The 26,591-nt window shown below is 65.7% G+C and carries 29 protein-coding genes and 1 pseudogene; 17 read left to right on the top strand and 13 right to left on the bottom strand.

Going from position 1 to position 26,591, the window contains the following annotated elements; all coding sequences use genetic code 11:
- A partial coding sequence (locus GPA22_RS17050; protein ID WP_169257250.1) for a general secretion pathway protein GspB occupies positions 1 to 466 on the top strand: 466 nt, incomplete at its 5' end.
- A 98-nt stretch (positions 467 to 564) separates the two neighbouring features.
- Here GPA22_RS17050 and GPA22_RS17045 read toward each other — a convergent pair.
- From GPA22_RS17045 to GPA22_RS17025, 5 genes are all read right to left on the bottom strand, one after another.
- A complete protein-coding gene (locus tag GPA22_RS17045) occupies positions 565 to 1,473 on the bottom strand; it encodes a LysR family transcriptional regulator (RefSeq protein WP_169257249.1) in 909 nt (302 codons plus the stop codon).
- An 89-nt stretch (positions 1,474 to 1,562) separates the two neighbouring features.
- Positions 1,563 to 2,144, bottom strand: coding sequence for a GNAT family N-acetyltransferase (locus GPA22_RS17040; RefSeq protein ID WP_169257248.1), 582 nt, complete (start codon positions 2,142 to 2,144; stop codon positions 1,563 to 1,565).
- A 146-nt stretch (positions 2,145 to 2,290) separates the two neighbouring features.
- Positions 2,291 to 3,400, bottom strand: coding sequence for an acyltransferase family protein (locus tag GPA22_RS17035; protein ID WP_246264472.1), 1,110 nt, complete (start codon positions 3,398 to 3,400; stop codon positions 2,291 to 2,293).
- A 229-nt stretch (positions 3,401 to 3,629) separates the two neighbouring features.
- Positions 3,630 to 4,169 carry an RBBP9/YdeN family alpha/beta hydrolase gene (locus GPA22_RS23095; protein WP_169257254.1) on the bottom strand — a complete coding sequence of 180 codons (540 nt, stop codon included), beginning with the start codon at positions 4,167 to 4,169 and terminating at the stop codon, positions 3,630 to 3,632.
- A gap of 40 nt (positions 4,170 to 4,209) precedes the next feature.
- A complete protein-coding gene (locus GPA22_RS17025; RefSeq protein ID WP_211169184.1) occupies positions 4,210 to 4,971 on the bottom strand; it encodes a hypothetical protein in 762 nt (253 codons plus the stop codon).
- A 160-nt stretch (positions 4,972 to 5,131) separates the two neighbouring features.
- On the opposite strand from GPA22_RS17025, the pseudogene GPA22_RS17020 reads away from it, so the two are divergent.
- Positions 5,132 to 6,211 (top strand): annotated as a pseudogene (locus GPA22_RS17020) (IS110 family RNA-guided transposase).
- Positions 6,212 to 6,601: 390 nt separating this feature from the next.
- Here the strand turns inward: GPA22_RS17020 and GPA22_RS17015 are convergent.
- From GPA22_RS17015 to leuA, 5 genes are all read right to left on the bottom strand, one after another.
- Complete coding sequence (locus tag GPA22_RS17015) at positions 6,602 to 6,946, bottom strand: hypothetical protein (protein WP_169257247.1); 345 nt, start codon at positions 6,944 to 6,946, stop codon at positions 6,602 to 6,604.
- A 563-nt stretch (positions 6,947 to 7,509) separates the two neighbouring features.
- The gene (locus GPA22_RS17010; RefSeq protein ID WP_169257246.1) at positions 7,510 to 7,692 is read right to left on the bottom strand and encodes a hypothetical protein; all 183 of its coding nucleotides are present in this window, start codon (positions 7,690 to 7,692) and stop codon (positions 7,510 to 7,512) included.
- A 106-nt stretch (positions 7,693 to 7,798) separates the two neighbouring features.
- Positions 7,799 to 8,602 (bottom strand): hypothetical protein, encoded by an 804-nt coding sequence (locus tag GPA22_RS17005; protein WP_169257245.1) that lies wholly within the window; start codon positions 8,600 to 8,602, stop codon positions 7,799 to 7,801.
- A gap of 240 nt (positions 8,603 to 8,842) precedes the next feature.
- Complete coding sequence (locus GPA22_RS17000) at positions 8,843 to 9,088, bottom strand: hypothetical protein (RefSeq protein ID WP_169257244.1); 246 nt, start codon at positions 9,086 to 9,088, stop codon at positions 8,843 to 8,845.
- Positions 9,089 to 9,582: 494 nt separating this feature from the next.
- On the bottom strand, positions 9,583 to 11,280 hold the full coding sequence (leuA, locus tag GPA22_RS16995) for a 2-isopropylmalate synthase (RefSeq protein ID WP_211169183.1): 1,698 nt from the start codon (positions 11,278 to 11,280) through the stop codon (positions 9,583 to 9,585).
- 172 nt (positions 11,281 to 11,452) lie between these two features.
- On the opposite strand from leuA, the gene GPA22_RS16990 reads away from it, so the two are divergent.
- From GPA22_RS16990 to GPA22_RS16980, 3 genes are all read left to right on the top strand, one after another.
- Positions 11,453 to 11,920, top strand: a complete 468-nt coding sequence (locus GPA22_RS16990) for an Lrp/AsnC family transcriptional regulator (RefSeq protein WP_169257243.1) — start codon at positions 11,453 to 11,455, stop codon at positions 11,918 to 11,920.
- Between the two features lie 229 nt (positions 11,921 to 12,149).
- Entirely contained in the window at positions 12,150 to 12,785 is a 636-nt protein-coding gene (locus GPA22_RS16985; RefSeq protein WP_169257242.1) for a response regulator, read from the top strand.
- Between the two features lie 13 nt (positions 12,786 to 12,798).
- Positions 12,799 to 13,209, top strand: coding sequence for a response regulator (locus GPA22_RS16980; protein WP_169257241.1), 411 nt, complete (start codon positions 12,799 to 12,801; stop codon positions 13,207 to 13,209).
- Here GPA22_RS16980 and GPA22_RS16975 read toward each other — a convergent pair.
- Positions 13,167 to 14,591 carry a CHASE3 domain-containing protein gene (locus GPA22_RS16975; protein WP_169257240.1) on the bottom strand — a complete coding sequence of 475 codons (1,425 nt, stop codon included), beginning with the start codon at positions 14,589 to 14,591 and terminating at the stop codon, positions 13,167 to 13,169. The two genes, GPA22_RS16980 and GPA22_RS16975, sit on opposite strands and share 43 nt — an antisense overlap.
- Positions 14,592 to 14,795: 204 nt before the next feature.
- Between GPA22_RS16975 and GPA22_RS16970 the strand changes: the two genes are divergently transcribed.
- The 12 genes from GPA22_RS16970 (at position 14,796) to GPA22_RS16915 (ending at position 24,389) form a co-directional block, all read left to right on the top strand.
- Positions 14,796 to 15,125: an EF-hand domain-containing protein gene (locus tag GPA22_RS16970; protein WP_211169182.1), complete on the top strand. Its 330-nt coding sequence runs from the start codon at positions 14,796 to 14,798 to the stop codon at positions 15,123 to 15,125.
- Between the two features lie 52 nt (positions 15,126 to 15,177).
- The gene (locus tag GPA22_RS16965; RefSeq protein ID WP_169257238.1) at positions 15,178 to 15,816 is read left to right on the top strand and encodes an MlaC/ttg2D family ABC transporter substrate-binding protein; all 639 of its coding nucleotides are present in this window, start codon (positions 15,178 to 15,180) and stop codon (positions 15,814 to 15,816) included.
- A 25-nt stretch (positions 15,817 to 15,841) separates the two neighbouring features.
- The gene (locus GPA22_RS16960) at positions 15,842 to 16,150 is read left to right on the top strand and encodes a BON domain-containing protein (protein ID WP_169257237.1); all 309 of its coding nucleotides are present in this window, start codon (positions 15,842 to 15,844) and stop codon (positions 16,148 to 16,150) included.
- Positions 16,151 to 16,176: 26 nt separating this feature from the next.
- Positions 16,177 to 16,434 (top strand): hypothetical protein, encoded by a 258-nt coding sequence (locus GPA22_RS16955; RefSeq protein ID WP_169257236.1) that lies wholly within the window; start codon positions 16,177 to 16,179, stop codon positions 16,432 to 16,434.
- A gap of 51 nt (positions 16,435 to 16,485) precedes the next feature.
- Entirely contained in the window at positions 16,486 to 16,683 is a 198-nt protein-coding gene (locus GPA22_RS16950) for a glycine zipper 2TM domain-containing protein (RefSeq protein ID WP_169257235.1), read from the top strand.
- Positions 16,684 to 16,879: 196 nt separating this feature from the next.
- Positions 16,880 to 18,655, top strand: coding sequence for a glyoxylate carboligase (gcl, locus tag GPA22_RS16945; RefSeq protein ID WP_169257234.1), 1,776 nt, complete (start codon positions 16,880 to 16,882; stop codon positions 18,653 to 18,655).
- Positions 18,656 to 18,672: 17 nt separating this feature from the next.
- Positions 18,673 to 19,452 (top strand): hydroxypyruvate isomerase, encoded by a 780-nt coding sequence (hyi, locus tag GPA22_RS16940; RefSeq protein WP_169257233.1) that lies wholly within the window; start codon positions 18,673 to 18,675, stop codon positions 19,450 to 19,452.
- Positions 19,453 to 19,497: 45 nt separating this feature from the next.
- A complete protein-coding gene (gene glxR / locus GPA22_RS16935) occupies positions 19,498 to 20,382 on the top strand; it encodes a 2-hydroxy-3-oxopropionate reductase (protein ID WP_169257232.1) in 885 nt (294 codons plus the stop codon).
- A gap of 254 nt (positions 20,383 to 20,636) precedes the next feature.
- Positions 20,637 to 21,905 (top strand): glycerate kinase type-2 family protein, encoded by a 1,269-nt coding sequence (locus tag GPA22_RS16930; RefSeq protein WP_169257231.1) that lies wholly within the window; start codon positions 20,637 to 20,639, stop codon positions 21,903 to 21,905.
- 40 nt (positions 21,906 to 21,945) lie between these two features.
- The gene (locus GPA22_RS16925; RefSeq protein ID WP_169257230.1) at positions 21,946 to 22,347 is read left to right on the top strand and encodes a GlcG/HbpS family heme-binding protein; all 402 of its coding nucleotides are present in this window, start codon (positions 21,946 to 21,948) and stop codon (positions 22,345 to 22,347) included.
- Between the two features lie 128 nt (positions 22,348 to 22,475).
- Complete coding sequence (pyk, locus tag GPA22_RS16920; RefSeq protein ID WP_169257229.1) at positions 22,476 to 23,894, top strand: pyruvate kinase; 1,419 nt, start codon at positions 22,476 to 22,478, stop codon at positions 23,892 to 23,894.
- Positions 23,895 to 23,999: 105 nt separating this feature from the next.
- The gene (locus tag GPA22_RS16915) at positions 24,000 to 24,389 is read left to right on the top strand and encodes a DoxX family protein (RefSeq protein WP_169257228.1); all 390 of its coding nucleotides are present in this window, start codon (positions 24,000 to 24,002) and stop codon (positions 24,387 to 24,389) included.
- A 45-nt stretch (positions 24,390 to 24,434) separates the two neighbouring features.
- On the opposite strand, the gene GPA22_RS16910 is transcribed toward GPA22_RS16915, so the two are convergent.
- Complete coding sequence (locus GPA22_RS16910; protein WP_169257227.1) at positions 24,435 to 24,989, bottom strand: NADH-quinone oxidoreductase subunit B family protein; 555 nt, start codon at positions 24,987 to 24,989, stop codon at positions 24,435 to 24,437.
- Positions 24,989 to 26,533 carry an NADH-quinone oxidoreductase subunit D-related protein gene (locus tag GPA22_RS16905; protein WP_169257226.1) on the bottom strand — a complete coding sequence of 515 codons (1,545 nt, stop codon included), beginning with the start codon at positions 26,531 to 26,533 and terminating at the stop codon, positions 24,989 to 24,991. The genes GPA22_RS16910 and GPA22_RS16905 overlap by 1 nt, the downstream gene beginning before the upstream one ends.
- Between the last annotated feature and the right edge of the window lie 58 nt (positions 26,534 to 26,591).

The following is a 26,591-nucleotide window of genomic DNA, read 5'->3' as shown; positions in this document are numbered from 1 at the left end:
CGCAGCTCCCGTCGCGCGGACGCGACGCGAAACCGCCGCACCCGAGGCGCCACCGCCGGCCGCGGAAACCGCACGGACCCGTCGCAGCGAATCCGGCGCACGGAAGACGGCCGAGGCCTCACCGGCCTCCCCGCCCGCCGTACCGGCCGCCGCAGCACCGGCCCCGGCGCGGGCGGCCACCGCCCCGGACAACGCAGGCGAGACTTCGCCACCGGCGAACCGCAAACCATCGGACGGGCGCATCCTGAGCATCCACGAGCTGCCCCCGGCGATCCGTGGCAGCCTGCCGCGCCTCAGCATTTCCGGCGTCGCGGCGGCGCCGAATGCCGGCAAGAGCTGGGCCTTGATCAATGACCGGCTGGTGCAGGAAGGCGACGAGGTCGAACCGGGCCTCACGCTGACAAGCGCGGCGAAGGATGGGGTCGTACTCGACTACAAGGGCTACCGGTTCCGCGCGCAGCAGTAATCGCGCGGATCGGTCACACGCGGGGCTGCTCGATTTGCGCCCCGCTCCCCTCATCGGGGATCACCGCATCGCCTGCTTCGCCATCCTGAACGGACCGGCTAGCCGCGCTCCCAGTAGCCCGGCGTGGTGTAGATGCCCTTCAGGTACTCGATGAAGTGCCGCACCTTGGCCGGCAGGTAGCGCTGCTGCGGATACACGGCCTGGATGTCGTACGTGGGCGCCGCGAACTCGTCCAGCACCGTGACGAGCTCACCGCGCTTGAGCTCGGCCTGGATCTCCCACGTCGAACGCCAGCCGATGCCCAACCCCTGCTTGACCCAGCTGTAGAGCAGCTCGCCGTCATTGCAGTCGAGGTCGCCATCGACGCGCACCGCGACGAGCTTGCCGTCGCGCACGAAGCTCCAGCCGCGCTGTTGCCCCCCCTGCAGATTGAAGGCGAGGCAGTTGTGACGGCTCAGATCCTCCAGAACGCGCGGCTCGCCGTGGCGCGCGAAATACCCGGGCGTGCCACACACGACGCGGCGATTCGGAAAGAGCCGCACGGCGACGTAGTTGGGGTCCGTGACCTCGCCGATGCGGATTCCCATGTCGTACCCCTCTCGCACCAGATCGACGACGCTGTCCGTCAGGTTGAACGAGAGCTTGAGCTCCGGGTAGCGCGCCTTGAACGCGGGCGCGTGCGCGGCGACATGGCGGCGGCCGAACGCAGCCGGCGCCGAGACGACGAGGTGGCCGCGCACGGTGTCGCGGCCGGCACTGACGCTGGTCTCCGCCTCGTCGAACTCATGAATGAGGTGGCGGCACTGCTCCAGGAACTGCTCGCCGAGCTCCGTCAGCGTGAGGCCGCGCGTCGAGCGGTGCATCAGGCGCACGCCAAGACGTTGCTCCAGTCCATCGAGGCGCCGCCCCATCACGACCGGCGTGACGCCTTCGACCAACGCGGCAGCGGCGAAGCTGCCCTTTTCGGCGACGAGGACGAAGCTGCGGATTTCGGTGTAGCGGTCCATTCGGGAATCCGGCGAGGATCAGGCGAAGGCGCAGTTTAGCGCGCGCCGGCGCCGTGGCCGCAGGTATCACCTGGCAATGCCGTTCGCCGTCATCCGGACGTCCGCAGGCGGACGATGGGCCGGTGCGGCTTGCGGCGCGCGACCTCCTCGAAGCCCGCGGCGTCGTACATGGATTTGGCGCCGAACCACATCGCCTCGTCGCTGGAGCGTCCCGCCTTATCCACCGGGTAGGCTTCCAGCAGGCATGCGCCGCGTTGCCGCGCGTAGGCGATCGCCCCCTCAAGCAGGGCGCGCGCGACGCCCTGCCCACGGTATTGCGAGGGCACGACGAAGCAGACGATGGACCACACCGGCTGATCGTCGACCGCCTTCATCACCGGCGAACGCCGCAGCTTGGCGAAATCCGCGCGCGGACCGAGCGACACCCAGCCGACCGGGGTCCCGTCGAGATAGCCGATCAGGCCGGGCGGCGGCCCCTCGTCCACCAACGCCCTGAGCCCGGCCTGCCACACCCGGGCGCGCGTCTTGCCGTCGAGCTCGGCGCCACGTTCGCCGCTCAGCCGGTAGTACATGCACCAGCACCCGCGGGCGACGGAGCAGCCCCTGGCGTTGAACACCGCCTCGAGATCGGGCCAGCGTGCCGGCGTGAGGGGTTCGACGGTCAGCTTCATGAGGGCTGCCCGGCAACGGACGGCCGGGAACGAAGACCCCGGACCGTGTCGGGACCCGGATGGCCGCCCTCACCAATCCGCTGCGCACGGTGACCACGGCATGACCACCGGTCGCGCATCATGATGGGGCCTCCGGGCAAGTGGGATCAGCCGCCGCCAGGCGGCGTCCGGCTGAACGACACGCTGTACGCCGTGTTCATTCTTAATAGCATTCCTTGAAGTAAATCCACAAACCGCCCAATGGTCCCGGTAAACAACCGCTTCCAGACGTGCGAAAGACGTTGCTCGATGAGCTTATGCACGAACAACGCAATGGCGACGACCATGGAGACGGTTAATGCATAAATCGCGATTTTGTTTTCTTCCGTCGCGAACCGACTGATGAACATATACCCGAAATGCGCGTGAATCAGATAGATGGGATACGTAAGCGCCCCGAACGTCCTGGACAGGGGCAGCTTTAGCGACTCGCCTTTCTTCGTGTTTTGAAAAGCAAACAGAGCAAAGAAAAGCGTGATGACGGAAGCAATCACTACGGGAGAGAACTCAATCCCCTTGGCTTGCGTTAAATGCGCGGCACCGCCGGCGGAAAACTTGACGCACAGCCCATACACAACCGCCAAACCGAAAACCGCGCCCCAACGAAACTGCTGCTTCAGAACCGCAAAAAGCGCCCCTGCGGAGAAGTAGCAGTAATACCCTCCCAGGTAAGGCAGCGCATTCATTCCCAGCGCCAGCGAGGCGAGCAGCAACACTGGCCAGAACATGAATAGGGTGCGCAGGTGTTTCTGAAGCCCGAACAGCAGCAACAAGAGAACGGCTCCGTAGAACGTCACTTCAAAGAGCAACGTCCAGTACACACCATCGACGTGCGGAACCCCGAAAAAGGATTGCAGCATCGACAAGTTGGCAAGCACTTGGCGCGGGCCAACCGACATCAAGTCTCCGCCCCACTGCAAGGCAAAGAATGAGGTAAACAGCACTGCGAACCAATAAGCGGGGTACAGCCTGACGGCCCGGCCGACAGCGAACCTGGAAGCCGCCCCGGATCTTGCCGAAAAGAATATTACGTAACCACTGATCATGAAGAAGAGCTCAACCCCCAAGTAGCCGTACTTGCTCAGCTCGATCACTGCTGCGATATGGCTAATGGATGTAATCTTGCCGTTGGCGATGCCATTGAACGTGTAGTGAAACAGAACGACAATGATCGCGGCAAAGAACCTTCCATAATCAAGCAGTTCCAGTCTCTTCATGCCGGGTGCCCTACAGAGTTCAAGCATGCGCCCAACCACCGCATGGCGGCCGCGCACCACTCCATGAGGCTTTATATTATTTAACTCGAACTCGTGGCAGAAGCCGCCTTGCCAATTTTTACAACTGGCTACCCTGCGACCACTTCTCTCATGTAGAGAGATATTTGCCAGCGTGAAACGTCTTCGAAACGGCGGCGGTCAGGGGGTGCTAACGTGCAGGACCGCAGGGTCAGGTTGAATGCCTCAGCTCCCAGAGCAGCGCTTTGCCTTCCGGCCATTCGCCGAGTTGCGATTCGGCATTAATGTGCCCGGCCTCCGGTATGACGACAAGGCGACTGCCCCACGACGTTGCAAAATATTCAGCACGCGGGAGCGCCACTCGCGGATCATTGGTGCTTGCAACGACTGTACTTGGAAATGGGAAGCGTACCAACGGAACCGGGCTGAACCCGCGTACCTCGGGCGGAGTGTGTTCTGGCGATTCCACGTCCGACGGGGAGACCAATAACGCGGCTTTGACGCCTTTCCCGTGTTCGTTAACCCAGTGCGCAACCAGGCTGCACGCAAGGCTGTGAGCCACCAGGATCGGAGCAACTTCGCAGGCGGCAATGTGTTCCTGCAATGTTGCAACCCACTCCTTCAGGTCCGGGTGATCCCAGTCCCGCTGAACTACCCGATGCAGCGATGAATCGGACGCTTCCCAAATGCTCTGCCAGTGAGCCGGGCCTGACCCTCCAAGGCCGGGGAGAATGAAAACGGGTGTAGTCATCATGGGCGAGGGGCGACCGGGGGAGTCCCTTGGGGCAGGGTTAGGTTTTCGGTGGCTGCGAAGGTGCATAGTCTTTCCCTGCTTGTTTCTCAAAGTCGCGCGAAAACTGTTGAATTTCGGAAAACAGCGAGTCGTCGCCAAACGCCTTTGCTGCCATAGCAAAGGCTACGATGCTTCGATAGAAATAGTTCCAGAGGTCTTCGCGGTGTTCTGCGCGGCGCTCGGTTCCCGCCATGCCGCTGACGTGAAAACGGGGTGGATACCCGCCGTACATATCCATTATGTGGGGTGACGCAGCGTGAACATAGCCGGAGTAGGCTTTGCTGACTGTTCGCGTGAGTTCTGCTCCGGTACTAGGGTCTGCGGCCCCCTCGGCTCGTGCGATATATGCACGAATCTTTTGCCTGGAAATCATCGGTCGCTTTTGAGTGGAAGCCAAAGCTGTATCTGCGTCGAATTCTTCTTCGTAGAACGCTTCAAGATACCCTTGATGAAGGGGCGTGTGATCGTTGTAAATAACGCCCAGCGCAAGGAATGAAATATCTTCGTGAAGCTCGTCGAGAATACGTTGAAGTGCCCCTTGCTCTTGAAGGTAACCGTGTTCCATGAGGAGCCGCGCGGACTTGAGCCCGGTAACGACCCGCGCCAACTTCTGCACCAACGCTTGGTGGACGGACTTCTCGACGTAACGAAAGACGAATGAATCCTTGTAGGGAACGGCTTGGGGCGGAGGAACACGTTGCGCAAGGCCGTGCACAGTGCGTTCCATATTTGCGAGCGCAAAGTCGTAGAGGCGTTCCATGGTTCAGGGGAGACCTAAACGTCGGCCTTCAGCGGACGAGACCGGTGGAATGACTACAAAGGGACTTCCCACTTCCGCCGGCGGCCTTTGCCGCCCGGCATCGAAGTGCCAAGATTGAATTGCTGAAGCTCAATCTGAAGAGGCGAAAGGGGAAGTCCAAATGAATACTACGACGGTCGGCGTGGATCTGGCAAAGAACGTGTTCGTGGCCTGCGTGGCCGACGGCGCGGGGCGGGTGATCGAGACGCGGGAGTTCAACCGGGCGGGGTTTGTGGCGTGGCTGTCGACGCTGCCGCAGGGCACGCTCGTCGGGATGGAAGCGTGCGGCGGCGCGCATTGCTGGGGCCGTACGATGCACGCGCTGAGGCTCGAGCCGCGGCTGATGGCGGCCGAGTTCGTGCGCCCGTACCGCAAGCGCCAGGCGGTCAAGAACGATCGCGCCGATGCCGCGGCGATCGTCGCGGCGCTGCTCGCGCCGGGGATGCGCTTCATTCCGGTCAAGACCGAGGCGCAGCAGCAGCGGCTCGCGTGGCACAGCCTGCGGCTGGGCTGGATCGAGGAGCGCACCGCGCTCTTGAACCGCATCCGGGGGTTGCTCGCCGAATTCGGCATGGTGGTCGACACCGGCGCGGCGCGGCTGCGGCGCAAGCTTGCCGAGCACGAATTCGACACCGCACAGCCCGCGCCGATCCGGCACCTGATCCAGTCCGTGCGCGACCAGCTCGACGCCCTGGATGCGCGCATTGCCGAGTGCGACCGGCAGATCGCCGCCCAGCAGGCCGAGGACGCCGCCGCCCGGCGGGCGCGTGACCTGCCCGGGGTCGGGATGCTCACCGCCGATGCGGTGGTCGCCAGCGTCGGCGACGCCACGATGTTCCACAACGGTCGCCAGTTCGCGGCCTGGCTCGGCCTCACGCCGAGCCAGTATTCCAGCGGCGGCAAACCCAAGCTCTGGCGCATCACCCGGCGCGGTGACGACTACCTGCGCACGCTGCTCGTGCAGGGCGCCCGCAGCGTACTCGCGGCCACCTTGCGCAAGCACCGAACCGCCCCCGAGGCGCTCACGTGACTGCAGCAGTGAATCGTGACGCTCAACGGACGTGTCGGTTACCACAAGACGCTGGTCGCGATCGCCAACAAGCATGCCCGCCAGTTGCGGGCGGTGCTTGCCAAGGGCGAAGCCTACAACCCCGAAGCGTGGCACCGGGGGCGCGAGCCGACCGGGCAGGCGGCGCACTGAACCGCCGCGGTTTCCACACGGAGTTTCCATGACTGCGCGCACGCGATAGACAAACAGGTCAGACCGACCGGCTGAGAGCCTGGCTAACCCAATGGCCGACCACGCAGGGTGTCGCGGCTGATCCCCGCGCCCCGGTCGCGCCGACGATTGATAGAGGCCAGCCGGTGCGGTTAATCGCAGGGCCCCGGCGCTGACGCGCCGAACAAGGCCGATTGGGGAAAGGCAGTCTGTTCTGTCCTTGTCCATCGCAACGTCGGCAGTCCAAACCCGGTCACGCCTTGGCGTGGTCGGCAGGAGATAAAGATGCGCCCATGATCAACGGGCAGTTCGGCCTGCGGCCGGTCTGCAAGGAAAGGGTTGACGGGAAGTCCCTTGGGGCCAGGTTAGGCGTTAATCCTTACGGACGCGCTGAATTAGTGTGAAGAATACAGCGTTTCGAAACCATGAGCTAAAAAAGAACGCATATGTAAAACATATAAAATCAATAATAATCAATGCGACTTTATGTCCTTCGATGCCCGTCGATTTATCAATTAATAAAAGGCATGAAGCGATGGCAGCGCCGTACACGGTATACAGACTTCCCATGGATTTATCGCTGCGTATTACCTCTGCGACCATTCCGGCCGTTTGCTCCTTCTTCCGAATCGCAAAGTCGCGATATGCCAATAGAATTGTAAATAGCACGATTACGGTTTGAACAACGAACATCATGATCGGATCGGTACTAGTCATGTTGTATGCCTAACGTGCGGTAACGGGCGCCGTAACCCGAAGAGCGGAGGGCACCTGCAAGCGCAACCTGCAGGCGGTCCGGTTGACTGAGAGGGTGAGGGGGCTGGGATCGTCGATACAATTGACGCATCGCCCGACTGTTGGGCGACATGAATGAAAGCGTGGCGTTCCCCCTCAATAAAGCTTTTCTCGACAATGGGCTGTCGCGTCGTTCGCCACGCTGATCATTCTTTGCGTCAGTCCCGAAGTCGGGGAGTATTGCGTGATGTCACTTGGGGAGACACGGTCGACAACTTGGCCCGCATAGCAAGTACACCATGCATGCCGCTCAGCGTGTGGCGCTTGAGGCGCAGACTTTGTCGCGGACGAAAGACACGTCTTATAGGTCTGCTCATAAACGGACCTGCGCTGTGCGCCATCGAGACCAGCGATGGCTGACGAGTGGAATACCAGGATAGCTAAGGGCCATAGCAGCAATGCCCTACGATGGGCCACCGTCATCATGATTTTCATTGTTTTGACCTCAATACGTGCATATGCGTAAGTAATAAACTTCCAATAGACTACTTGCTTTTCACAAGCAGCAGAATTCCACCAACGACTACAAGGACGACCACGGTTATGATTTTTGATTTTGTCGGAACGCCCGAATAATCCTTTCCGCCTATCGGATCTATCTTGGTGAGTATTGTCCATCCAACGATAGCTATCAGAATTATTCCGACAACTCGTAGCCAGTAGTCCATCAATACCTCCTTATCGAGTATAGCGGACGGCGACTATCGCCCCCCAACGTGACGCTTCAGGGGGCGACGAAATGCGCAGCATTTTGACGACGCTTTCATGGTGTTGTTAGATTGCTGTTCCTGTGCCAATGACTGCCGAAACAAAGAGGTAAAGTTGCTCCGCAAGGTCATTTTCATCAGTCCAAACAATATGGTTGTACTGCCTTGTATCAAAATGCACGTTCTGCAGATCGTTTGCCCTCACGCACCAAAAAACCGGAATGCCAAGGCCAAGCGCGTAGCCTGCCTCAAAGTAGACACCCGGCCGCTGCTGGGTGACGTCGGCCACCAAGAACTTTGAGTTCTTTATTTCGGTAACGATCTTGGTGTCGATTCGATCGATGTGGGGTTCCGCATCTACGCGGTAGGGACGGAACTTCGCCTTGGTTAGCGCTGGTCTGATGGCGTTTTCCCAAGCGGACTTCAGCTCCGGCGAGAAGGACATGGCGACGAACGCTTGATCGCTGATGACGGAAGGACGGGAATGCTGATCCAGAAAATCCCACCCGTTTGCGGTAATCTCGACCTTGAATACAAATGAGTCAGTCAGATCCGACGGGCCATCCGTGCGACGTACAAGCCCTCGATCTATAAGACTTCTCAGCAAATATAGGAATTCCTCTTCTCCCGCCGCCCACGCCAACGGAAAATCAAAATTGGGATGGATATCTATTGCTTGGCCGGGGAATGCGGTTCGCCTTTCAAAAACTCGCAGGAGAATCAGTTGTTTTTCGGCGACCTTGTAGTCGGGAAGTATCTTGGCTACCTCTTCCAAAGTGTTTGAGTTGACTTCCGGGATATCTGCCCCGGCTTCGAAGCGTTCCCGTATCCAGGCTGAAAGCCTCGGCTCAAGTTGCCTAGACTTGGCCATCGCTGCGGCGGTCCCGGTTATGGTGAACTTCCCGCACCTCGCGCATTCAAGCGTCGTGCGCTCTCCGTAGTCCCAAACGCGAACATCTTTCGCCGCAAGTTTGCAAATGGGGCATGGTTGCTCTGATACGGTTGGCATTGCGATTACCTCAGCAATCTAACGACAGCCTTCAACCGACGTCAAAATGCGCAGCATTTTGACGTCGGTTGCAAGCACTGGCTGGCATAGAAATTCACAGAATCACCCTCGTCGTGTGGCAAGTGCAAGTACCAGAAAGAGAGTGCCCATAATTCCAAATACGGCTACCAAAGTGAGCTCTCCGAAGAGTGCCCTTAATGAGCTGGTGATTGTCGCAAGAGCCCCGCGAGCCGAGTGCGTCGCCCCTTGGGTCACTTCGTAGGCTGCGCTGATGGCGGCGATATAGGAAATCGCCGAAGCTGCGAATAGTGATCGGAACTCATCACGCTTTGAGGTTTGGTTGTTCATCAGTCGGCTTCTTGAGCGGATGGCGCCAACACTTGTAGTAGACGGAATCGGCCTATCGTGGCGGGAAATGCCCTCCCAGCGCGCCGCGGGCTGCCTTCGGGCGTTTCGGATTCACTCAACTTAGCCGAGCGGTATGCCCCTGTCAAATGCGCACGGCGTGCTGCGCGGAGTCTTGCACAGCCCGTTGATTTCTCATGGAAGGCCTCCCGCGATGCGAACTCCGCGCAGGGTGACGAAGTGCGTCTGTCGGTAGGTGCGACAGGGTGAGCGTTGATGCTCGATCAGTGCTGCGCAGTGCGGGACGTGTGCGAAGGTTTCGACGGCGGTCGCGGAGGGAAGAGACGCGAGGGAAGGCGTCGATGAACTCGACGTCGGGCAGAAGCGGCGTGCATGCGAGGGATCGGCACGCGCCAAAGCGGATGGGGCAACACCCGATTGTGTCCCCCCATGATCGGAGAGACGCAGACGCACGAGCGTCTGCGCCTGCAGCCTCGTCAGGCCGCGTGCGGCGTGTCGGTCGCGAGTTCGGCGCCGCCGGCGCGGTTGAGCGCGCTGATCATCGCCTTTATCGACGCGGTGACGATGTTTTCGTCGATGCCGACACCGAAGCAGTCGCCGGCGGTGCCGGGGCGGGCGACTTCGATCAGCGCGTAGGCGCGGGCGTCGCCGCACTGGGCGCTGCTGCCGAAGGAACGCTCCTCGTAGCTGCGTACCTGCAGGTCGATGCCAACGACGTGCAGTGCGCGCACCGCGGCGTCGATGGGGCCGTTGCCTTCGGCGACGAGGATCTGCGGTTTGCCGCCGACTTCGAGCGTGAGGCGGATGCCCTGGGCGGCGTCGTGCTCGAAGAGGTGGTGCCCGACGTAGCGCACGGACTTGTCGTTGGCGAGGTAGGTGTCCGAGAACAGGCGCCAGATGTCGGCGGCCGTGACTTCACCCTTGTGCGTGTCGGCGTGCTTCTGCACGACGGCGGCGAATTCGACCTGCAGGCGCCGCGGCAGGACGATGCCGTATTCGGTCTCGAGCAGGTAGGCGATCCCGCCCTTCCCGGACTGGCTGTTTACCCGGATCACCGAGTCGTAGCTGCGGCCGACGTCCGCCGGGTCGATCGGGAGGTAGGGCACGTTCCACGGTTGATCGGCCTTGTGAGCCGCGAAGCCCTTCTTGATGGCGTCCTGGTGGGAGCCGGAGAAGGCCGTGAAGACGAGGTCCCCGACGTAGGGGTGGCGCGGGGAGATGGGGAGCTGGGTACAGTGCTCCACGGTTCGGGCGACGGCGTTGATGTCCGAGAAGTCGAGGCCCGGATTGACGCCTTGGGTGTAGAGGTTGAGCGCGAGCGTGACGATGTCGACGTTGCCGGTGCGCTCGCCGTTGCCGAAGAGGCAGCCTTCGACGCGGTCGGCGCCGGCCATGAGGCCGAGCTCGGCGGCGGCGACGGCGGTGCCGCGGTCGTTGTGCGGATGGACGCTGATGAGGACGCTGTCGCGGCGCGCGAGGTTGCGGTGCATCCACTCGATCTGGTCGGCGTGGATGTTCGGCGTGGCGACCTCGACCGTCGCGGGGAGGTTGAGGATGACCTTGTTGTACGGCGTCGCGCCCCAGGCTTCGGTGACGGCGTTGCAGACTTCGCACGCGAAGTCGAGTTCGGTGGCGGTGAAGGTCTCGGGGCTGTACTGGAGGCGGATCTCGGTCTCGGGCTGTTCGGCGGCGAGCTGCTTGATGAGCTTCACGGTCGAGACGGCGAGGTCGACGATCTGCGGCTTGGTCATGCCGAAGACCGTCTCGCGGAAGGTTTCGGAGGTGGCGTTATAGACGTGCACGATCACGCGCTTCGCCCCGCGGACGGCTTCGAGCGTGCGGCGGACGAGTTCCTCGCGCGCCTGCGTCAAGACTTCGATCGTGACGTCATCGGGGATGTGGCCGCCTTCGATGAGCTCGCGCACGAAGTCGAACTCGATCTGCGACGCCGACGGGAAGGCGACTTCGATCTCCTTGAAGCCGATGTCGCACAGCGTGTGGAAGAGCTTCATCTTCTTCGCCGCGTCCATCGGTTCGAAGATCGACTGGTTGCCGTCGCGCAGGTCCGTGCTCATCCAGATCGGGTGCTTGTCGATGACGCGGCCGGGCCACTGGCGGTCCGGGAGGTTTACCGGCGGGAAGGGACGGTACTTGCTGGACGGGTCGGTCAACATGATGGGGTCCGGGGGTGCGAAGAATGGTTGTCGATGGGAAGCATGGTACGCAAAAGGGCTTGGCAGAGGCTTGCGTTCTTGCAGTGCATCAACGATGTTTTTGGCAGATTATTGCGCACATGCTAGATTTACAGACATCCTCGTAAATATTCATCCACTCCTCGGCAATCACATGAAACTCGACCGCTACGACCGCGAGATCCTGCGCGTGCTGCAGCAGGACGGGCGCATCAGCAACCAGGATCTCGCCGACCGCATCGGCCTGTCGCCCTCGCCCTGCCTGCGGCGCGTGCGCGCGCTGGAGGAGTCCGGCCTGATCGCGGGCTACCGCGCGCTGGTGAATGCGAAGGCACTGGGCCTCACGCTGATGGCGCTGATCCAGATCTCGATGGACCGGCACACGCAGGAGCGCTTCAAGGGTTTCGAGAAGGCGGTGCTGGACATCCCCGAAGTGCTCGAATGCCTGCTGATCACCGGCCAGGCGTCCGACTACCAGCTGAAAGTCGTGGTGCGCGACATGGATGCCTACCAGGAATTGCTGCTGAACCGCATCACGCGCATTCCGGGCGTGACGGGCGTGCATTCGAGCTTCGTGCTGCGGCGCGTGGTGGACCGGCAGGCGCTGCCGGTGGCGGGCTGAGGATGGAGGCTTGCGCGAACGGAACCCGTGCGGAAGCAGACTAATAACGCGATCAAGGGTTGAGTGGTGCATGATCGCTCCCTCCCCTTCAAGGGGAGGGCTGGGGTGGGGATGGGTTGGGCAGACGTCGCCGAAACCCATCCCCCTCCTGACCTCCCCCTTGAAGGGGGAGGAACCCTGTGCACGAGGAGATCTCACATAACTGATCGCCGGATTAATCGGAGACCACATGCTCAGGATTGCCATCGTCGATGACCACCAGATCGTCCGCGCGGGTTTTCGCGAGATGCTCGCGGAGGAGCTGGACCTCGAAATCGCCTTCGAGGCCACGTCCGGCGAGGAGGCGCTCGGCGCGCTGCGCGAGACGGGCTGCGACGTCGTGCTGCTCGACCTGGCCCTGCCGGGGCAGAGCGGCGTGGACGTGCTGCGCGCGGTCCGCCAGCGCTTTGCGGACGTGCGCGTGCTGGTGCTGTCGGGCTTTCCCGAGGAGCGCTACGCGGTGGCGCTGCTGCGCAACGGCGCCGACGGTTACCTGTGCAAGGATTGCGACCGCGACGAGCTGATCCGCGCGATCCGTACCGTGGCGGAGGGTCGGCGCTACGTGTCGACGCGCACCGCGGAGCTGCTCGCGGAGGAGCTGGCGGGCGGCGGGACGGCGCCGGCGCACGAGTCGCTGTCGGAGCGCGAGCTGCAGGTGTTCCTGCGTCTCGCGCACGGCGAGTCGGTGTCGGATATCGCGGACGCGCTTGCGCTGAGCGTGAAGACCGTGAGCACCTATCGCTCGCGCCTGCTGGAAAAGCTGGAGGTGGCGAGCAATGCGGAACTCGCGGCATACGCGATCCGGCACGGCCTGCTGGTCGAGTGAGGACGACCCGATCATGGCGCCGCGATCTCGTCCGCCGCTCAGGGTGCTGCTGATCGAGGACTCTCCCCTCCTCGGCAAGCTGCTGGGCGGGATGCTGGAGGAGCTGGAGGGCGTCGCGGTGGTCGCCGTCGCGGCGGACGAGGACGCGGCGCTCGCGGAACTGGAGGCGCAGCGACCGGACCTGGCGATCGTGGATCTCAATCTGGGCGAGGGCAGCGGGCTCGGGGTGCTGCGCGCGTTGCGGGCGAAGCCCGAGCGCTACGGGCGGCCCTCGACGGCGGTGTTCACGAATCACGCCCACACGCACCTGCGCGAGCGCTGCTGCGCGCTGGGGGTGGACCGCTTCTTCGACAAGGCGCTGGAGATGGATGCGCTGCTGGACTACGTGGAGTCGGTGCGGCGTTCTTCCGCCAGGGCGGACTGAGGGGCCTCGCCCGGCCTGATCCACTCGCAGGGCAGGCTCGCACGGATGCGCGTGCCGCGGCCGGGGCCGCTGTCGATGGCGAGTTCGCCGGCGAACATCTGCACGCGGTGACGCATGCCCGCAAGGCCGTGCCGCCCGCGCGCGGCGTCGGCGTCGAAGCCGGCGCCGTCGTCCGCGACCACCAGTTGCACGCGTTCGGGCGTGATCTGCAGCGATAGTTCGACATGCTGCGCGTGCGCATGGCGGCGTACGTTGGTGAGCGCTTCCTGCACGATGCGGAACAGCGCGAGCGAGGTTTCCTCCGGCAGCGGGAGGTCGTCTCCGGGCAGGTCGAGCGCGACCCCGATGCCGGCGTTCTTGGCGAATTCCTCGCCCAGCGTGCGCAGCGCGGCGACGATGCCGAGCTCCTTCAGCAGCGGCGGGCGCAGGTCGTCGATGATGCGGCGCTTGAGAGCGATGCCGCTGTCGAGCGTGTGCAGCAGGCGGTCGAAGCGCTCGCGATGCGGGGCGAGCGCGGCGGGTTCGAGCTTGCGCGCGATCCACGCGACGTCCATGCGCACCGCGGTGAGGAGCGCCCCGAGCTCGTCATGGAGTTCGCGCGCGAGCCGCGCCTTTTCGGCTTCGCGCGTGTTCGTGAGGTGGCTCGCGAGATCGGAGAGTTCGGCCGTGCGTGCGCGCACCTGCCCTTCCAGGCGGGCGTTTTCGCGCGTGAGCAGCGTGGCGATCTGTTCGCGCAGCCGCATCTGCGCGCGCAAGGTGAGGAACAGGATCACCAGCAGCGCGAGCGCGCCGCCCGCGAGCGTCGCGACCACCCAGCGCGTGCGGTCGACGTGGGCGATCGACTCGTCGAACGATCGCTGGCCCTGTGCGCGCGTGCGGCGCTTGATCTCGCCCAGCGTCTTGCGGATGTCGTCCATGTAGCGGCGGCCGTCCGCGGAGGCGGACCGGTCCGCGAGCTGGCCGCGCTCGACCTCGTCCGAGAGGATGCGCATGCGCAGCGTAATGAGCCCGGTGATGTGGGAGAGGATCTGTTCGTTCTCCGGCCCCTTGCCGAGGTCGAGGTGGATGTCGTCGAGCGTGTAGTTGAGCGTGGCGAGGCTGTTGAGGTAGGGCTCGAGGTAGGCGCGGTTGCGCGTGAGCAGGTAGCCGCGTACGCCGTTTTCGGCTTCGACGAGCTGGATCATCAGGCTGTCGACGCGCCCCGTGCGCTCGGCATGCAGTTGCAGCTTGCCGAGCGCCTCGAGGCTGGTGCCCGCCTGCCAGAAGCTCGACGCGAAAAGCGACAGCACCAGCACGCAGCCCAGCGCCAGCAGGCCCTGGCGCCCGATGCGGGCGGTGCGCTCGGCGCGGGCGTAGGCGCGAATCGGCGTCATCAGGCTCATGGCGAATCTCCACGACGGGCTGTTTGCGAGTCTCGACGCCTGCAGGAATCGTCCTACACGCGATTCCGCATCGTCCGACAGACCCTCCCCTGCACGATCCCTACGATGGGCCTTGCTCGCATCGCACCCCGTACAGGCACGACGCAGCATTGGCCGCCGGGGCCGCGAACGAACGATAAGCCCCACAACTGCAGGAGAGCACCGATGAAAAACATTCTTACCGTACTCGCACTGGCAGTCGCCGGCACCCTTCCCGTGGCGGCGACGGCCGCCGACCCGGCCAAGTCCCCGGTCACCCCGGATTCCGCCCCGTCGGCGCTCAAGGGCGTGACGCCCCAGGCCGGCCGCACCGAGCTGCCGCCGATGTTCAAGGAGCTCGACCAGGACAAGGACGGGCAGATCTCGAAGGACGAGGCGAAGCGCTCGGCCGAGGCCCAGACGAACTTCGACGCGATGGACACCGACCACAACGGAAAGATTTCGCTGATCGAATGGGGCGCCCACGAGAAGGCGAAACAGCTTTCGAAACAGTAAGCGCGGCCGGGCGAATCCCCCGAACGACCGCGCCCTGAAAAGGAGACCTGCCATGATCCGACAACTGCGAACCTGTCTCGTCTGCCTGCCGCTGATGCTGGCGCCGCTGGCGCTCCACGCGCAGGAATCGACCCCCGATGCGCTCGTGAAGGGCGTGACCGAGGACGTGCTGACCGTGCTGCGCGAAGACAAGGCGCTGCAGTCCGGCGACCAGCGCAAGGCAATGACGTTGATCGAGGAGAAGATCGGGCCGCACTTCGATTTCACGCGGATGACCAGCCTGGCCGTCGGCCAGGGCTGGCGCCAGGCGGGCCCCGAGCAGCGCGAAGCGCTGACCCGCGAATTCCGCACCTTGCTGATGCGCACCTATGCGAACGCGCTGACCTCGTACAGGAATCAGACGGTGAGCTACAAGCCCTCCACCCAGGCAGGGGCGGACGGGGCCGCGCTGGTGCGCACGCAGATCAACCAGCCCGGCGGACATCCGATCGCCGTCGATTACCGGCTGGCGAAGAACGCGGGCACGTGGAAGGTCTTCGACGTGAGCGTCGATAACGTGAGCCTGGTGACCAACTACCGCACCAGCTTCGCGAACGAGCTTGCGAAAGGTGGGCCGGACGGGCTGATCCGCACCCTGCAGGAGAAGAACCGCGGCGTCGCATCGCCCCCCGGCAAGGGCGGCCAGGCCTGATCGCGGATGACAAGGAGGACACATCATGCATCGCATCATCGCCAGAACGACCCTGCTCGCCGCAGTGCTGACCGCGCTGACGGCCTGCAGCGGCACGCCGACGCGCGAGAGCACCGGCGAATACATCGACGACAGCGTGATCACGACCCGGGTCAAGACGGCCTTCGTGCAGGACAAGGCGGTCGACGCCCTCGACATCAAGGTCGTGACCTTCAAGGGCGCCGTGCAGCTCTCGGGCTTCGCGAACGACAAGCAGGAAATGGAACGGGCGGTGCAGCTCGCCCGCAACGTGAAAGGCGTGACGTCGGTGAAGAACGACATCCGCCTGAAGTAACCCCCGACCCACACAGGAGATTCATCATGAGCACGACGAAAACATCCCGGCAACTTGCCCGCCCGCTGCTGATCGCGGCCCTGGTGACGCCGCTGCTGCTCGCGGCCTGCGGCAAGAAGGAAGCGGGGTCACCGATGCCGGCCAGCTCGGCGCCGCCCGCCTCCCCGGTGAGCTCGCCGGCGCCCGCAGCGCCGACGCCGCCGACGACGTCCGTGCCGCCGACAGGCGGTTCGGAATCGACATCACCGGCCGCGCCCGCGACGGGCAGCGAGCCGGCGAAATAAGGGCGGCCAGCCGGCCCCACCAGCGGGCCGGCCTGCCGCAAGGAGGTCATCATGAAGAACCAGGGCCTGAAATCGATGCTCGTGATCGTGGTCGCCGCGTTGAGCCTGTCGGCCTGCTCGACCACCGGCGGCACCATCCTCGGTGCCGCGGTCGGCGCCGGCGTCGGCCACAATGCCACCGGCTCGACCGCCGGCGCGATCGGCGGTGCAGCCCTCGGCGGCGTCATCGGCCACGAACTCTCGCGCTGATCCCACGGCGCGCCACCCCATGCCCCCGGCCATATCCGCCGGGGGTTTTCATTTTCGGCGCCCGCCGGGGCAGTCGATACTTCAAGTATCGACAGAAACGATCCCCGCGGTAATTCATTCCGCGTGCGTTCCTCCCTATCCTGCATCCAACACCCATCGACGGCCCCGAGCCGATCAGGAGACAGGAGGAGACACCATGGCCCGCATGAGAGCAGTCGACGCTGCCGCGGCAGTGCTGCGCAAGGAAGGCATCACGACCTTGTTCGGCATCCCCGGCGCGGCGATCAACCCGCTGTACTCGGCCCTCCGCAAGGACGGCAGCTTCCGGCACTACCTCGCCCGCCACGTCGAGGGCGCCTCGCACATGGCCGAGGGCTACACCCGCACCAAGGCCGGCAACATCGGCGTGTGCATCGGCACCTCGGGCCCGGCGGGCACCGACATGATCACGGGCCTGTACTCGGCATCGGCGGATTCGATACCCATCCTCTGCATCACCGGCCAGGCGCCGCGTGCGCGCCTGCACAAGGAGGACTTCCAGGCCGTCGATATCGAGTCGATTGCGAAGCCGGTGACGAAGTGGGCCGTGACGGTGCGCGAGCCGGCGCAGGTGCCGCGCGTGTTCCAGCAGGCCTTCCACATCATGCGTTCGGGCCGCCCCGGCCCGGTGCTGATCGACCTGCCCTTCGACGTGCAGATGGCCGAGATCGAGTTCGACGAGGAGACCTACGCGCCGCTGCCGGTGTACAAGCCCGCCGCGACGCGTGCCCAGGCCGAGAAAGCGATCGCGATGATGAACGCCGCCGAGCGCCCGCTGATCGTCGCCGGGGGTGGCGTGATCAACGCCGATGCGGCAGCGAAATTGCAGCAATTCGCCGAGATCATGGGTGTACCGGTGATCCCGACGCTGATGGGCTGGGGTGCGATCCCCGACGACCATCCGCTGATGGCCGGCATGGTGGGCCTGCAGACCTCGCACCAGTACGGCAACGCGACGATGCTCGCGTCGGACTTCGTGATCGGCATCGGCAACCGCTGGGCGAACCGCCACACGGGTTCGGTCGAGGTGTATACGGCCGGCCGCAAGTTCGTGCATATCGACATCGAGCCGACCCAGATCGGCCGCGTGTTCGGGCCGGATTACGGCATCGTGTCGGATGCCGGCGCCGCGCTCGACCGCCTGAGCGAAGTGGCGCGCGAGATGCAGGCCGAAGGCCGCCTGCCCGACCGCCGTCAGTGGGTCGAGGACTGCCAGGGGCGCAAGCGCACGATGCTGCGCAAGACGCACTTCGACGAGACGCCGATGAAGCCGCAGCGCGTCTATGAGGAGATGAACAAGGCGTTCGGCAAGGACACCTGCTACGTCACGACGATCGGCCTGTCGCAGATCGCCGCCGCGCAGTTCCTGCATGTGTACAAGGAGCGCCACTGGATCAACTGCGGCCAGGCGGGCCCGCTCGGCTGGACGGTGCCGGCCGCGCTCGGCGTCGTCGCCGCGGACCCGCAGCGCAAGGTCGTCGCGATCTCGGGCGACTACGACTTCCAGTTCATGATCGAGGAGCTGGCGGTGGGCGCGCAGTTCAAGCTGCCCTACCTGCACGTGGTCGTGAATAATGCCTACCTCGGCCTGATCCGCCAGTCGCAGCGCGGCTTCGACATGGATTACTGCGTGCAGCTCGCGTTCGAGAACATCAACGCGCCCGAGACCGAAGGCTACGGCGTCGATCACATCGGCGTCGTCGAGGGCCTGGGCTGCAAGGCGATCCGCGTCAGGAAGCCGGAGGACATCCGCCCGGCCTTTGCGCAGGCGCGCGCGTGGATGGAGGAATTCCGCGTGCCGGTGGTGGTCGAGATCATTCTGGAACGCGTGACCAACATCGCGATGGGCACCGAGATCAACGCAATCAACGAATTCGAGCCGCTCGCCGCAAGCCGCGCCGACGCACCGACGGCGGTCGCGCTGCTCGACTGAAAACGGGAGAGAAAGACATGCCGAAGTTCAATGCCAACCTGACGATGCTGTTCAACGAGGTCGATTTCCTCGACCGCTTCGGGGCCGCCGCCGATGCGGGCTTCCAGGGCGTCGAATTCCTGTTCCCATATGCCTATCGGAAGGAGCAGATCGCCGAGCGGCTCGACCGCCACGGCCTCACGCAGGTGCTGCACAACCTGCCTGCGGGCGACTGGGACGCGGGCGAGCGCGGCATCGCCTGCGATCCGGCGCGCGTCGGCGAATTCCAGGACGGCGTCGGGCGCGGCATCGAGTACGCGCAGGCGCTCGGCTGCCGGCAGCTCAACTGCCTGGCGGGCAAGGTGCCGGCCGGCGTCGAGGCGGGCCGCGTGCGCGAGACCTTCATCGACAACCTGCGCTTCGCCGCGGCGAAACTCGAGGACGCGGGCATCCGCCTGCTGATGGAGCCGATCAACACCTTCGACATCCCCGGCTTCTACCTCAACCGCACGGCGCAGGCGGCGGAGATCCTGGAAGCGGTCGGCTCGGACAACCTCTTCATCCAGTACGACATCTACCACGCACAGCGCATGGAAGGCGAACTCGCGAACACGATCAGGCGCCACCTGCCGCAGATCGCGCACATGCAGCTCGCCGACAACCCGGGCCGCAACGAGCCGGGCACGGGCGAGATCAACTGGCGCTTCCTGTTCGATTTCATCGACCGCAGCGGCTACGACGGCTGGATCGGCTGCGAATACAAGCCGGCCGGCGACACGCGCGCAGGATTGGGCTGGATCGAGGCGCTGACGCGCTGAGCACCCCTGCCCCACAGAGACACCACACATAACGGAGACCACAACATGGCGAACATCGGATTCATCGGACTGGGCATCATGGGCGCGCCGATGGCCCAGCACCTCATCGACGGCGGCCACACGCTGTTCGTGAACACCCACGGGAAGGCGCCGCGCCAGATCGTCGACGCCGGCGCGACCGTGTGCGACACCGGCCGCGAAGTCGCGCAGAAATCCGACTTCATCATCCTGATGGTGCCCGACACCCCCAACGTCGAAGAGGCGCTGTTCGCCGCGAACGGCGTCGCGGAAGGCCTGTCGCCGGGCAAGATCGTCATCGACATGAGCTCGATCAGCCCGGTCGCGACCAAGCAATTCGCGCAGAAGATCAACGACCTCGGCTGCGAATACCTCGACGCGCCGGTCTCGGGCGGCCAGGTGGGCGCGAAGGCCGGCACGCTGTCGATCATGGTCGGCGGCAAGCACTCGACCTTCGAGAAGGCGCTGCCGCTCTTCCAGTTGATGGGCAAGAACATCACGCTGGTCGGCAAGAACGGCGACGGCCAGACCTGCAAGGTCGCCAACCAGATCATCGTCGCGCTGAACATCGAGGCGGTCGCCGAAGCGCTGTTGTTCGCGGCGAAGAACGGCGCCGATCCGGCACGCGTGCGCGAGGCGCTGATGGGCGGCTTCGCGTCCTCGCGCATCCTCGAGGTGCACGGCGAGCGCATGATCAAGCGCACCTTCGATCCGGGCTTCCGCATCGAGCTGCACCAGAAGGATCTCAACCTCGCGCTGGCGACCGCGCGCCAGATCGGCGTGTCGCTGCCCAACACCGCGACCGCGCAGGAGCTCTTCAATGCCTGCGCCGCGCACGGCGGGGCCGGCCGCGACCACTCGGCGATGGTGCAGGCGCTGGAGAAGATGGCGAACTTCGAGATTGGCCAGTAAGTAGCAAGTGAGTGGCCAACAAGTGCAGTGGCCGAAAGCCACTGCCTTGGCCCCAGCCTCGCACGGCGGTTCCGGACGGTCGGACCGATGGCTGCTGAGCCACCCTCCGCGGCGCAATACGCGGAATACCGGATGTTACCCGCACGAGTTCGCGGGGGAACATCCCCTCCGTGACTGCCGCCGACGAACGCGCCGGCGTGCGGTCAAAGACCTTGCCCGCGTTTTCGCCGATCTCCCTCGACACGGATCCCGCCATGACCACTGAAGACGACATCCGCGCCCTGCTGCGGCAGATGTTCACCGCCGCCGTGGAGGCCGCCCAGCCCGAACGCTGCATTCCGCGCCACCTGCCCGCGCCGCCGAAGGGCCGCACCGTCGTCATCGGCGCCGGCAAGGCCTCCGCCGCGATGGCGCAGGCGCTGGAGCGCAACTGGCCGGGGCCGCTGTCCGGCCTCGTCGTCACCCGCTACGGCTACGCCGTGCCCTGCGAGCGCATCACCATCGTCGAGGCCGCCCACCCCGTGCCCGACGCGGCGGGCCTCGCCGCCGCGCGCGGCATGCTCGAAACCGTACAGGGCCTCACCGCGGACGACCTCGTGATCTGCCTGATCTCGGGCGGCGGCTCGGCGCTGATGCCGCTGCCGGCCGAAGGCATCACGCTCGAGGACAAGCAGGCGATCAACCGCGCGCTGCTGAAATCCGGCGCGACGATCGCCGAGATGAACTGCGTGCGCCGCCACCTCTCCGCGATCAAGGGCGGCCGGCTCGCCGCGGCCTGCCATCCGGCGCGCGTCGTCAATCTGCTGATCTCCGACGTGCCCGGCGACAACCCCATCGCCATCGCCTCCGGCCCCACCGTCGGCGACCCGACGAGCTGCGCCGACGCGCTGGAGATCGTCGCGCGCTACGGCATCGACCTGCCCGCGGCGGCGCGCGCGCTGCTGGAGAGCGGCGCGGGCGAATCGATCAAGCCAGGCGATGCGCGTCTCGCGCGCGTGACGACGACGCTCATTGCCACGCCGCAGATGGCGCTCGAAGCCGCCGCCAAGGTCGCCGCCTGCGCCGGCTACACGCCGCTGCTGCTCGGCGACAGCATCGAAGGCGAAGCGCGCGACGTCGGCAAGGTGATGGCCGGCATCGCACTACAGGTGCGCCGTCACCGCCAGCCGGTCGCGGCGCCCTGCGTGCTGCTCTCGGGCGGCGAAACCACCGTCACCGTGCGCGGCCAGGGGCGCGGCGGACGCAACGTCGAGTTCCTGCTCTCGCTCGCGGTGGCGCTCGACGGCGAACCGGGCGTGTATGCAGTCGCGGGCGACACCGATGGCGTGGACGGGCTCGAAGAGATCGCCGGCGCCTTCGTCACGCCCGACACCCTCGAACGCGCCTGGGCGCAAGGCATCCGCCCGCGCGACAGCCTCGCGGACAACGACGGCCACGGCTTCTTCGAAGCGCTGGGCGACTCGCTCGTGACCGGCCCGACGCTGACCAACGTCAACGACTTCCGCGCGATCGTCGTGCTGTAACGCCGGCGCCGCACACTCGAACCACAGGAGGTATCACGCAATGAAAACCATCAAGGCCCTCACCCTCGACGACGTCAAGCGCATCGCTGCCGCGGCCGAAGCCGAGGCGCTCAGGAACGGCTGGGCCGTGACGATCGCGGTCTGCGACGCCGGCGGCCACGCGCTGTGGCTGCAGCGCCTGGACGGCGCGCCGCTCTCGAGCGCGCTGATCGCGCCGGACAAGGCGCGCACCAGCGTGATGGCGGGCAAGCCCAGCAAGGCGCTGGAAGACATGATCAACGGTGGCCGCTATGCCGCGCTGGCGATGCCGGTCGTGCCGCTGGAAGGCGGCGAGCCGATCGTCGTCGACGGCACCGTGATCGGCGCGGTCGGCGTGTCGGGCGTCAAGGCCAGCGACGACGCGCAGATCGCCCGCGCGGGCATCGCCGCCCTGGAACAGTAACGAACGTAGGGCGGAAAAGCCGAAGGCGCCTTCCGCCGTATGTGCCGTACCGGCCGCCGCGTGGCGGAAGGCGCTGCGCTTTTCCGCCCTACGAAACCCAGACACCCAAGAACAACGAGGAGACACCCATGAGACGCCACCGCCAGTCGCGCATCCTTGCAACGCTCGGGCCGTCGAGCTCCACGCCCGAGCGCATCCGCGCGCTCGTCGAGGCCGGCGCCGACGTGTTCCGCCTGAACTTCAGCCACGGCACGCACGCCGACCATGCCGAGCGGCTGCGCCAGATCCGCGAGATCGAGCGCGAGGTCGGCCGCCCAATCGGCGTGCTGATGGACCTGCAGGGGCCGAAGCTGCGCATCGGCAAGCTCGCCGAAGGCAAGGTCACGCTCACCGTCGGCAGCCGCTTCCGACTCGATCTCGACCCGGCCGAAGGCGACGCCACGCGCGCCAACCTGCCGCATCCCGAGATCTTCGCCGCGCTCGAAACCGGCACCGAACTGCTGCTCGACGACGGCAAGCTGCGCCTGCGCGTCGAGGCCTTCGGCGCCGACTTCGCCGACACGACGGTGCTCGTCGGCGGCCCGCTGTCCGACCGCAAAGGCGTGAACGTGCCGGGCGTCGTGCTGCCGATCTCGCCGCTCACGCCCAAGGATCTCGCCGACCTCGACTACGGCCTGTCGCTGGGCGTCGACTGGGTGGCCCTGTCCTTCGTGCAGCGCCCCGAAGACATCCGCGAGGCGCGCGAGATCGTCGGCGACCGCGCGTGGATCATGGCCAAGCTCGAAAAGCCCGCCGCGATCGAGCGCCTGGATGAAATCGTCGCGCTCGCCGACGGCATCATGGTCGCGCGCGGCGACCTCGGCGTCGAACTGCCGCCGCAGCGCGTGCCCATCCTGCAGAAGCGCATCGTCCGCGCCGCGCGTGCCGCCGGCAAGCCGGTCGTCGTCGCGACGCAGATGCTCGAATCGATGATCAGCGCGCCGGTGCCCACCCGCGCCGAAGCCTCCGACGTCGCCACCGCGATCTACGACGGCGCCGATGCGGTGATGCTGTCCGCGGAATCCGCATCCGGCCAGTACCCGGTCGAGGCGGTCACGATCATGGACCGCATCATCACCCAGGTCGAGCAGGACCCCGACTGGCGCGCCGGCCTCGCCGCGAGCCACACGCCCGCCGAGGCCAACACCCCGGACGCCATCTGCGGCGCGCTGCGCGGCATCGCGGCCCTGCTCGCGCCGGCGGCGACGGTCGCCTATTCCAGCAGCGGCTTCAGCTGCCTGCGGGCGAGCCGCGAGCGCCCAAGCACGCCGATCCTGGGCCTGACGCCGCAGCTCGCCACCGCGCGCCGCCTCGCGCTCGTGTGGGGCGTGCATCCGGTGCCCTTCGAGGACGTGCATGACGTCGCCGAGATGGTCCAGCACGCCAGCGCCGCGGTCGTCACCCACGGCTTCGCCCGGCCGGGCGACTCGGTCGTCATCATCGCCGGATTGCCCTTCGGGCGCAGCGGCAGCACCAACCTGCTGCACGTCGTCAAAATCCCGAAGTAGCGCCCCGCGCTGCAGGCCGCCCGGACGCGTGGCGGCCTGCAAACGCGTCATATTTCGACTACATCCATAGGAGGGCGACACGCCCGACCAACAAGGAGAAATCGAATGAAAGACGCTGTCGCACTTGTCGCGCGCGTTCTTCTCGCGCTGATCTTCGTCACCGCAGGCTGGGGCAAGCTCGGCGCCGGCTATGCGGGCACGCAGCAATACATGGCTTCGATGGGCGTGAGCGGCGCCCTGCTACCGCTCGTGATCTTCGCCGAACTCGGCGGCGGCCTCGGGGTGCTCTTCGGGGCACTGACACGGCTCGCGGCGGCGGGGCTCGCCGTCTTCAGCCTCCTCGCGGCGATGTTCTTCCACACCGACTTCGCGAACCAGATGCAGTCCATCATGTTCATGAAGAACCTCGCGATCGCGGGTGGCCTGCTGACGCTGGCCGTGCACGGGGCGGGCGCGTGGAGCCTCGACGCCTGGTGGCAGGCACGCCGGAAATGAACGGGCCCGTCGGGCCGGGACGCGATCGCCCCGGCGGCCTTGTCGTCAGTTGAAACCGGGTTCGAAAGTCGCGGGCTCAGCCTCGATCGGCGGCCGCGCGCGCACCGCGGCGAGAATCCCGGCCAGGATCTCCGCCGGCGGCGGTGGACAGCCCGGCACCGTCACGTCCACGGGGATCACGTTCGACACGCGCCCGCAGCTCGCGTAGCTTTCGCCGAAGATCCCGCCAGTCCCGCCGCAATCGCCCACCGCGACGACCAGCTTCGGCGCCGGCGTCGCGTCGTAGGTGCGCCGCAGCGCAAGCTCCATGTGGCGCGACACCGGCCCGGTCACGAGCAGCATGTCGGCGTGGCGCGGGCTGGCGACGAAGCGGATGCCCAACCCCTCGATGTTGTAGTAGGGGTTGTTGAGCGCGTTGATCTCCAACTCGCAGCCGTTGCACGACCCGGCATCGACCTGCCGGATCGCCAGCGCGCGACCGAGGATCGCGAGGATCTCGTCATGGACCGGGTGCGCGGGGCGATGCGTGCCCTCCAGCGGTTCGGGCGCCGGCTCGGTGACACGGCCGCGGCGGGCGATGTACTTCAGGATGTGCCACATTACAGATCCTGCCCCGAATAGCTCAGATTGAACGACTTGTTGATCAGCGGGAAGTCGGGAACGATGTTGCCGATGATCGCGTGCTCGAGCACCGGCCAGTTCTGCCATGAAGGATCGTGGCAGTGGCAGCGCGCAATGCGCCCCTGTGCGTTGGTCTCCAGCGCGACGAACACCTCGCCGCGCCAGCCTTCGACCCAGCCGGCCCCGGCACCGTCCCGCATGACGAGGACCGGCTCACGGGCCGATCCGCCCGGCAACCCGGCGAGCAGCGCGTCGATCATCCGCAGCGACGCGAAACACTCGTCGAAGCGCATCGCGACGCGGGCCGCGACGTCGCCGTTGCGATGCGTGCAGGCCGTCACCGCGAGGCCGTCGTACGGCGGCCACGGAAAGTCCGCCCGCAGGTCGGCCGCCTGTCCGCTCGCCCGCCCGGCGAGCCCCGTCAGGCCCAGGCGTTGTGCGAGCTCCGGCGTGGCGCGGCCGGTCGTGACGAGACGGTCCTGCAGCCCCGCATGCTCTTCGTAGATGTCCTTCAGCTCGGCAACCTCGCGTGCGATGTCGGCCACCTGGCGACGCAGCTGCGCGCAGCCGTCGGCGTCGAGATCTCGCGCGACCCCGCCCGGACGGACACAATCCATCAGCAGGCGATGGCCGAAGCACTCGCGATTGAGGCGCAGCCAGTCCTCGCGCAGGCGCGAGAACTGCGCAAGGGCGAAGCCGAACGCCGCGTCGTTGCCGAGCGCGCCGAGGTCGCCGAGATGGTTCGCGACGCGCTCGCGCTCGAGCAGCAGCGCGCGCAGCCACGCGGCGCGTTCGGGCACCTTCACGCCGGCCAGCGATTCGACCGCCATCGCATAGGCCCACGCATATGCAACGGTGCTGTCCCCCGACACCCGGCCCGCGAGCCGCGCGCCCTCGTCCGTATCCATGCCCATGAAGCGGCGCTCGATGCCCTTGTGCGTGTACCCGAGCCGCTCCTCGAGCCGCAGCACCTTCTCGCCGACGACCGAGAAGCGGAAATGCCCCGGCTCGATCGTGCCCGCATGCACCGGCCCGACCGGGATCTCATGCACGCCGTCGCCCTCGACGGGGACGAAGGGATAGGCATCGGCCTGCGCCTGGAAGCGCTCCTGGCCGGTGTTCCCGAAACGCAACGGGAAATAGTCCGCCGGCCACGCGCCATGACGCAGCCACGGGCGATCGTCCGCCGCGTCTTCCGCCTCGATGCCGACCAGATCGCGCGCGGCGCGCTGCATGCGGACCGCGGCGGGGAAGAAGCGCGAGATATCCGGGTAAGCCGGTTTCGCCGCATCCAGCCCGAGCTTCGCCCACAACAGCCCGTCCGCGGTCGCGTACGCCGCCGACACCGCGAAGCCGTCGCCCGTGGCACGCTCGTCGCTGCCCCACAGGCTCACAAGCCGCCCCTTCGCCTCCGCGACGGCCAGCGCGAGCGCGCTCCACTGCCCGGCGAGGACCCGCGCACCGTGGATCGGCAGGGGCGCGTCGAAGCGTTCGAAGCGGCAATCCAGTCCGAAAAACTCCACTCAGGCCTCCCGCCGGGCCGCCCCAAGGGAGGCCTGCGCCTCCTCGGGGGGGTGAGGA

Source organism: Aromatoleum toluvorans (assembly GCF_012910905.1).
Classification (GTDB): Bacteria; Pseudomonadota; Gammaproteobacteria; order Burkholderiales; family Rhodocyclaceae; genus Aromatoleum; species Aromatoleum toluvorans.
Note: the sequence above shows the minus strand (reverse complement) of the source record. Positions and strands in the feature narration are given on the sequence as shown.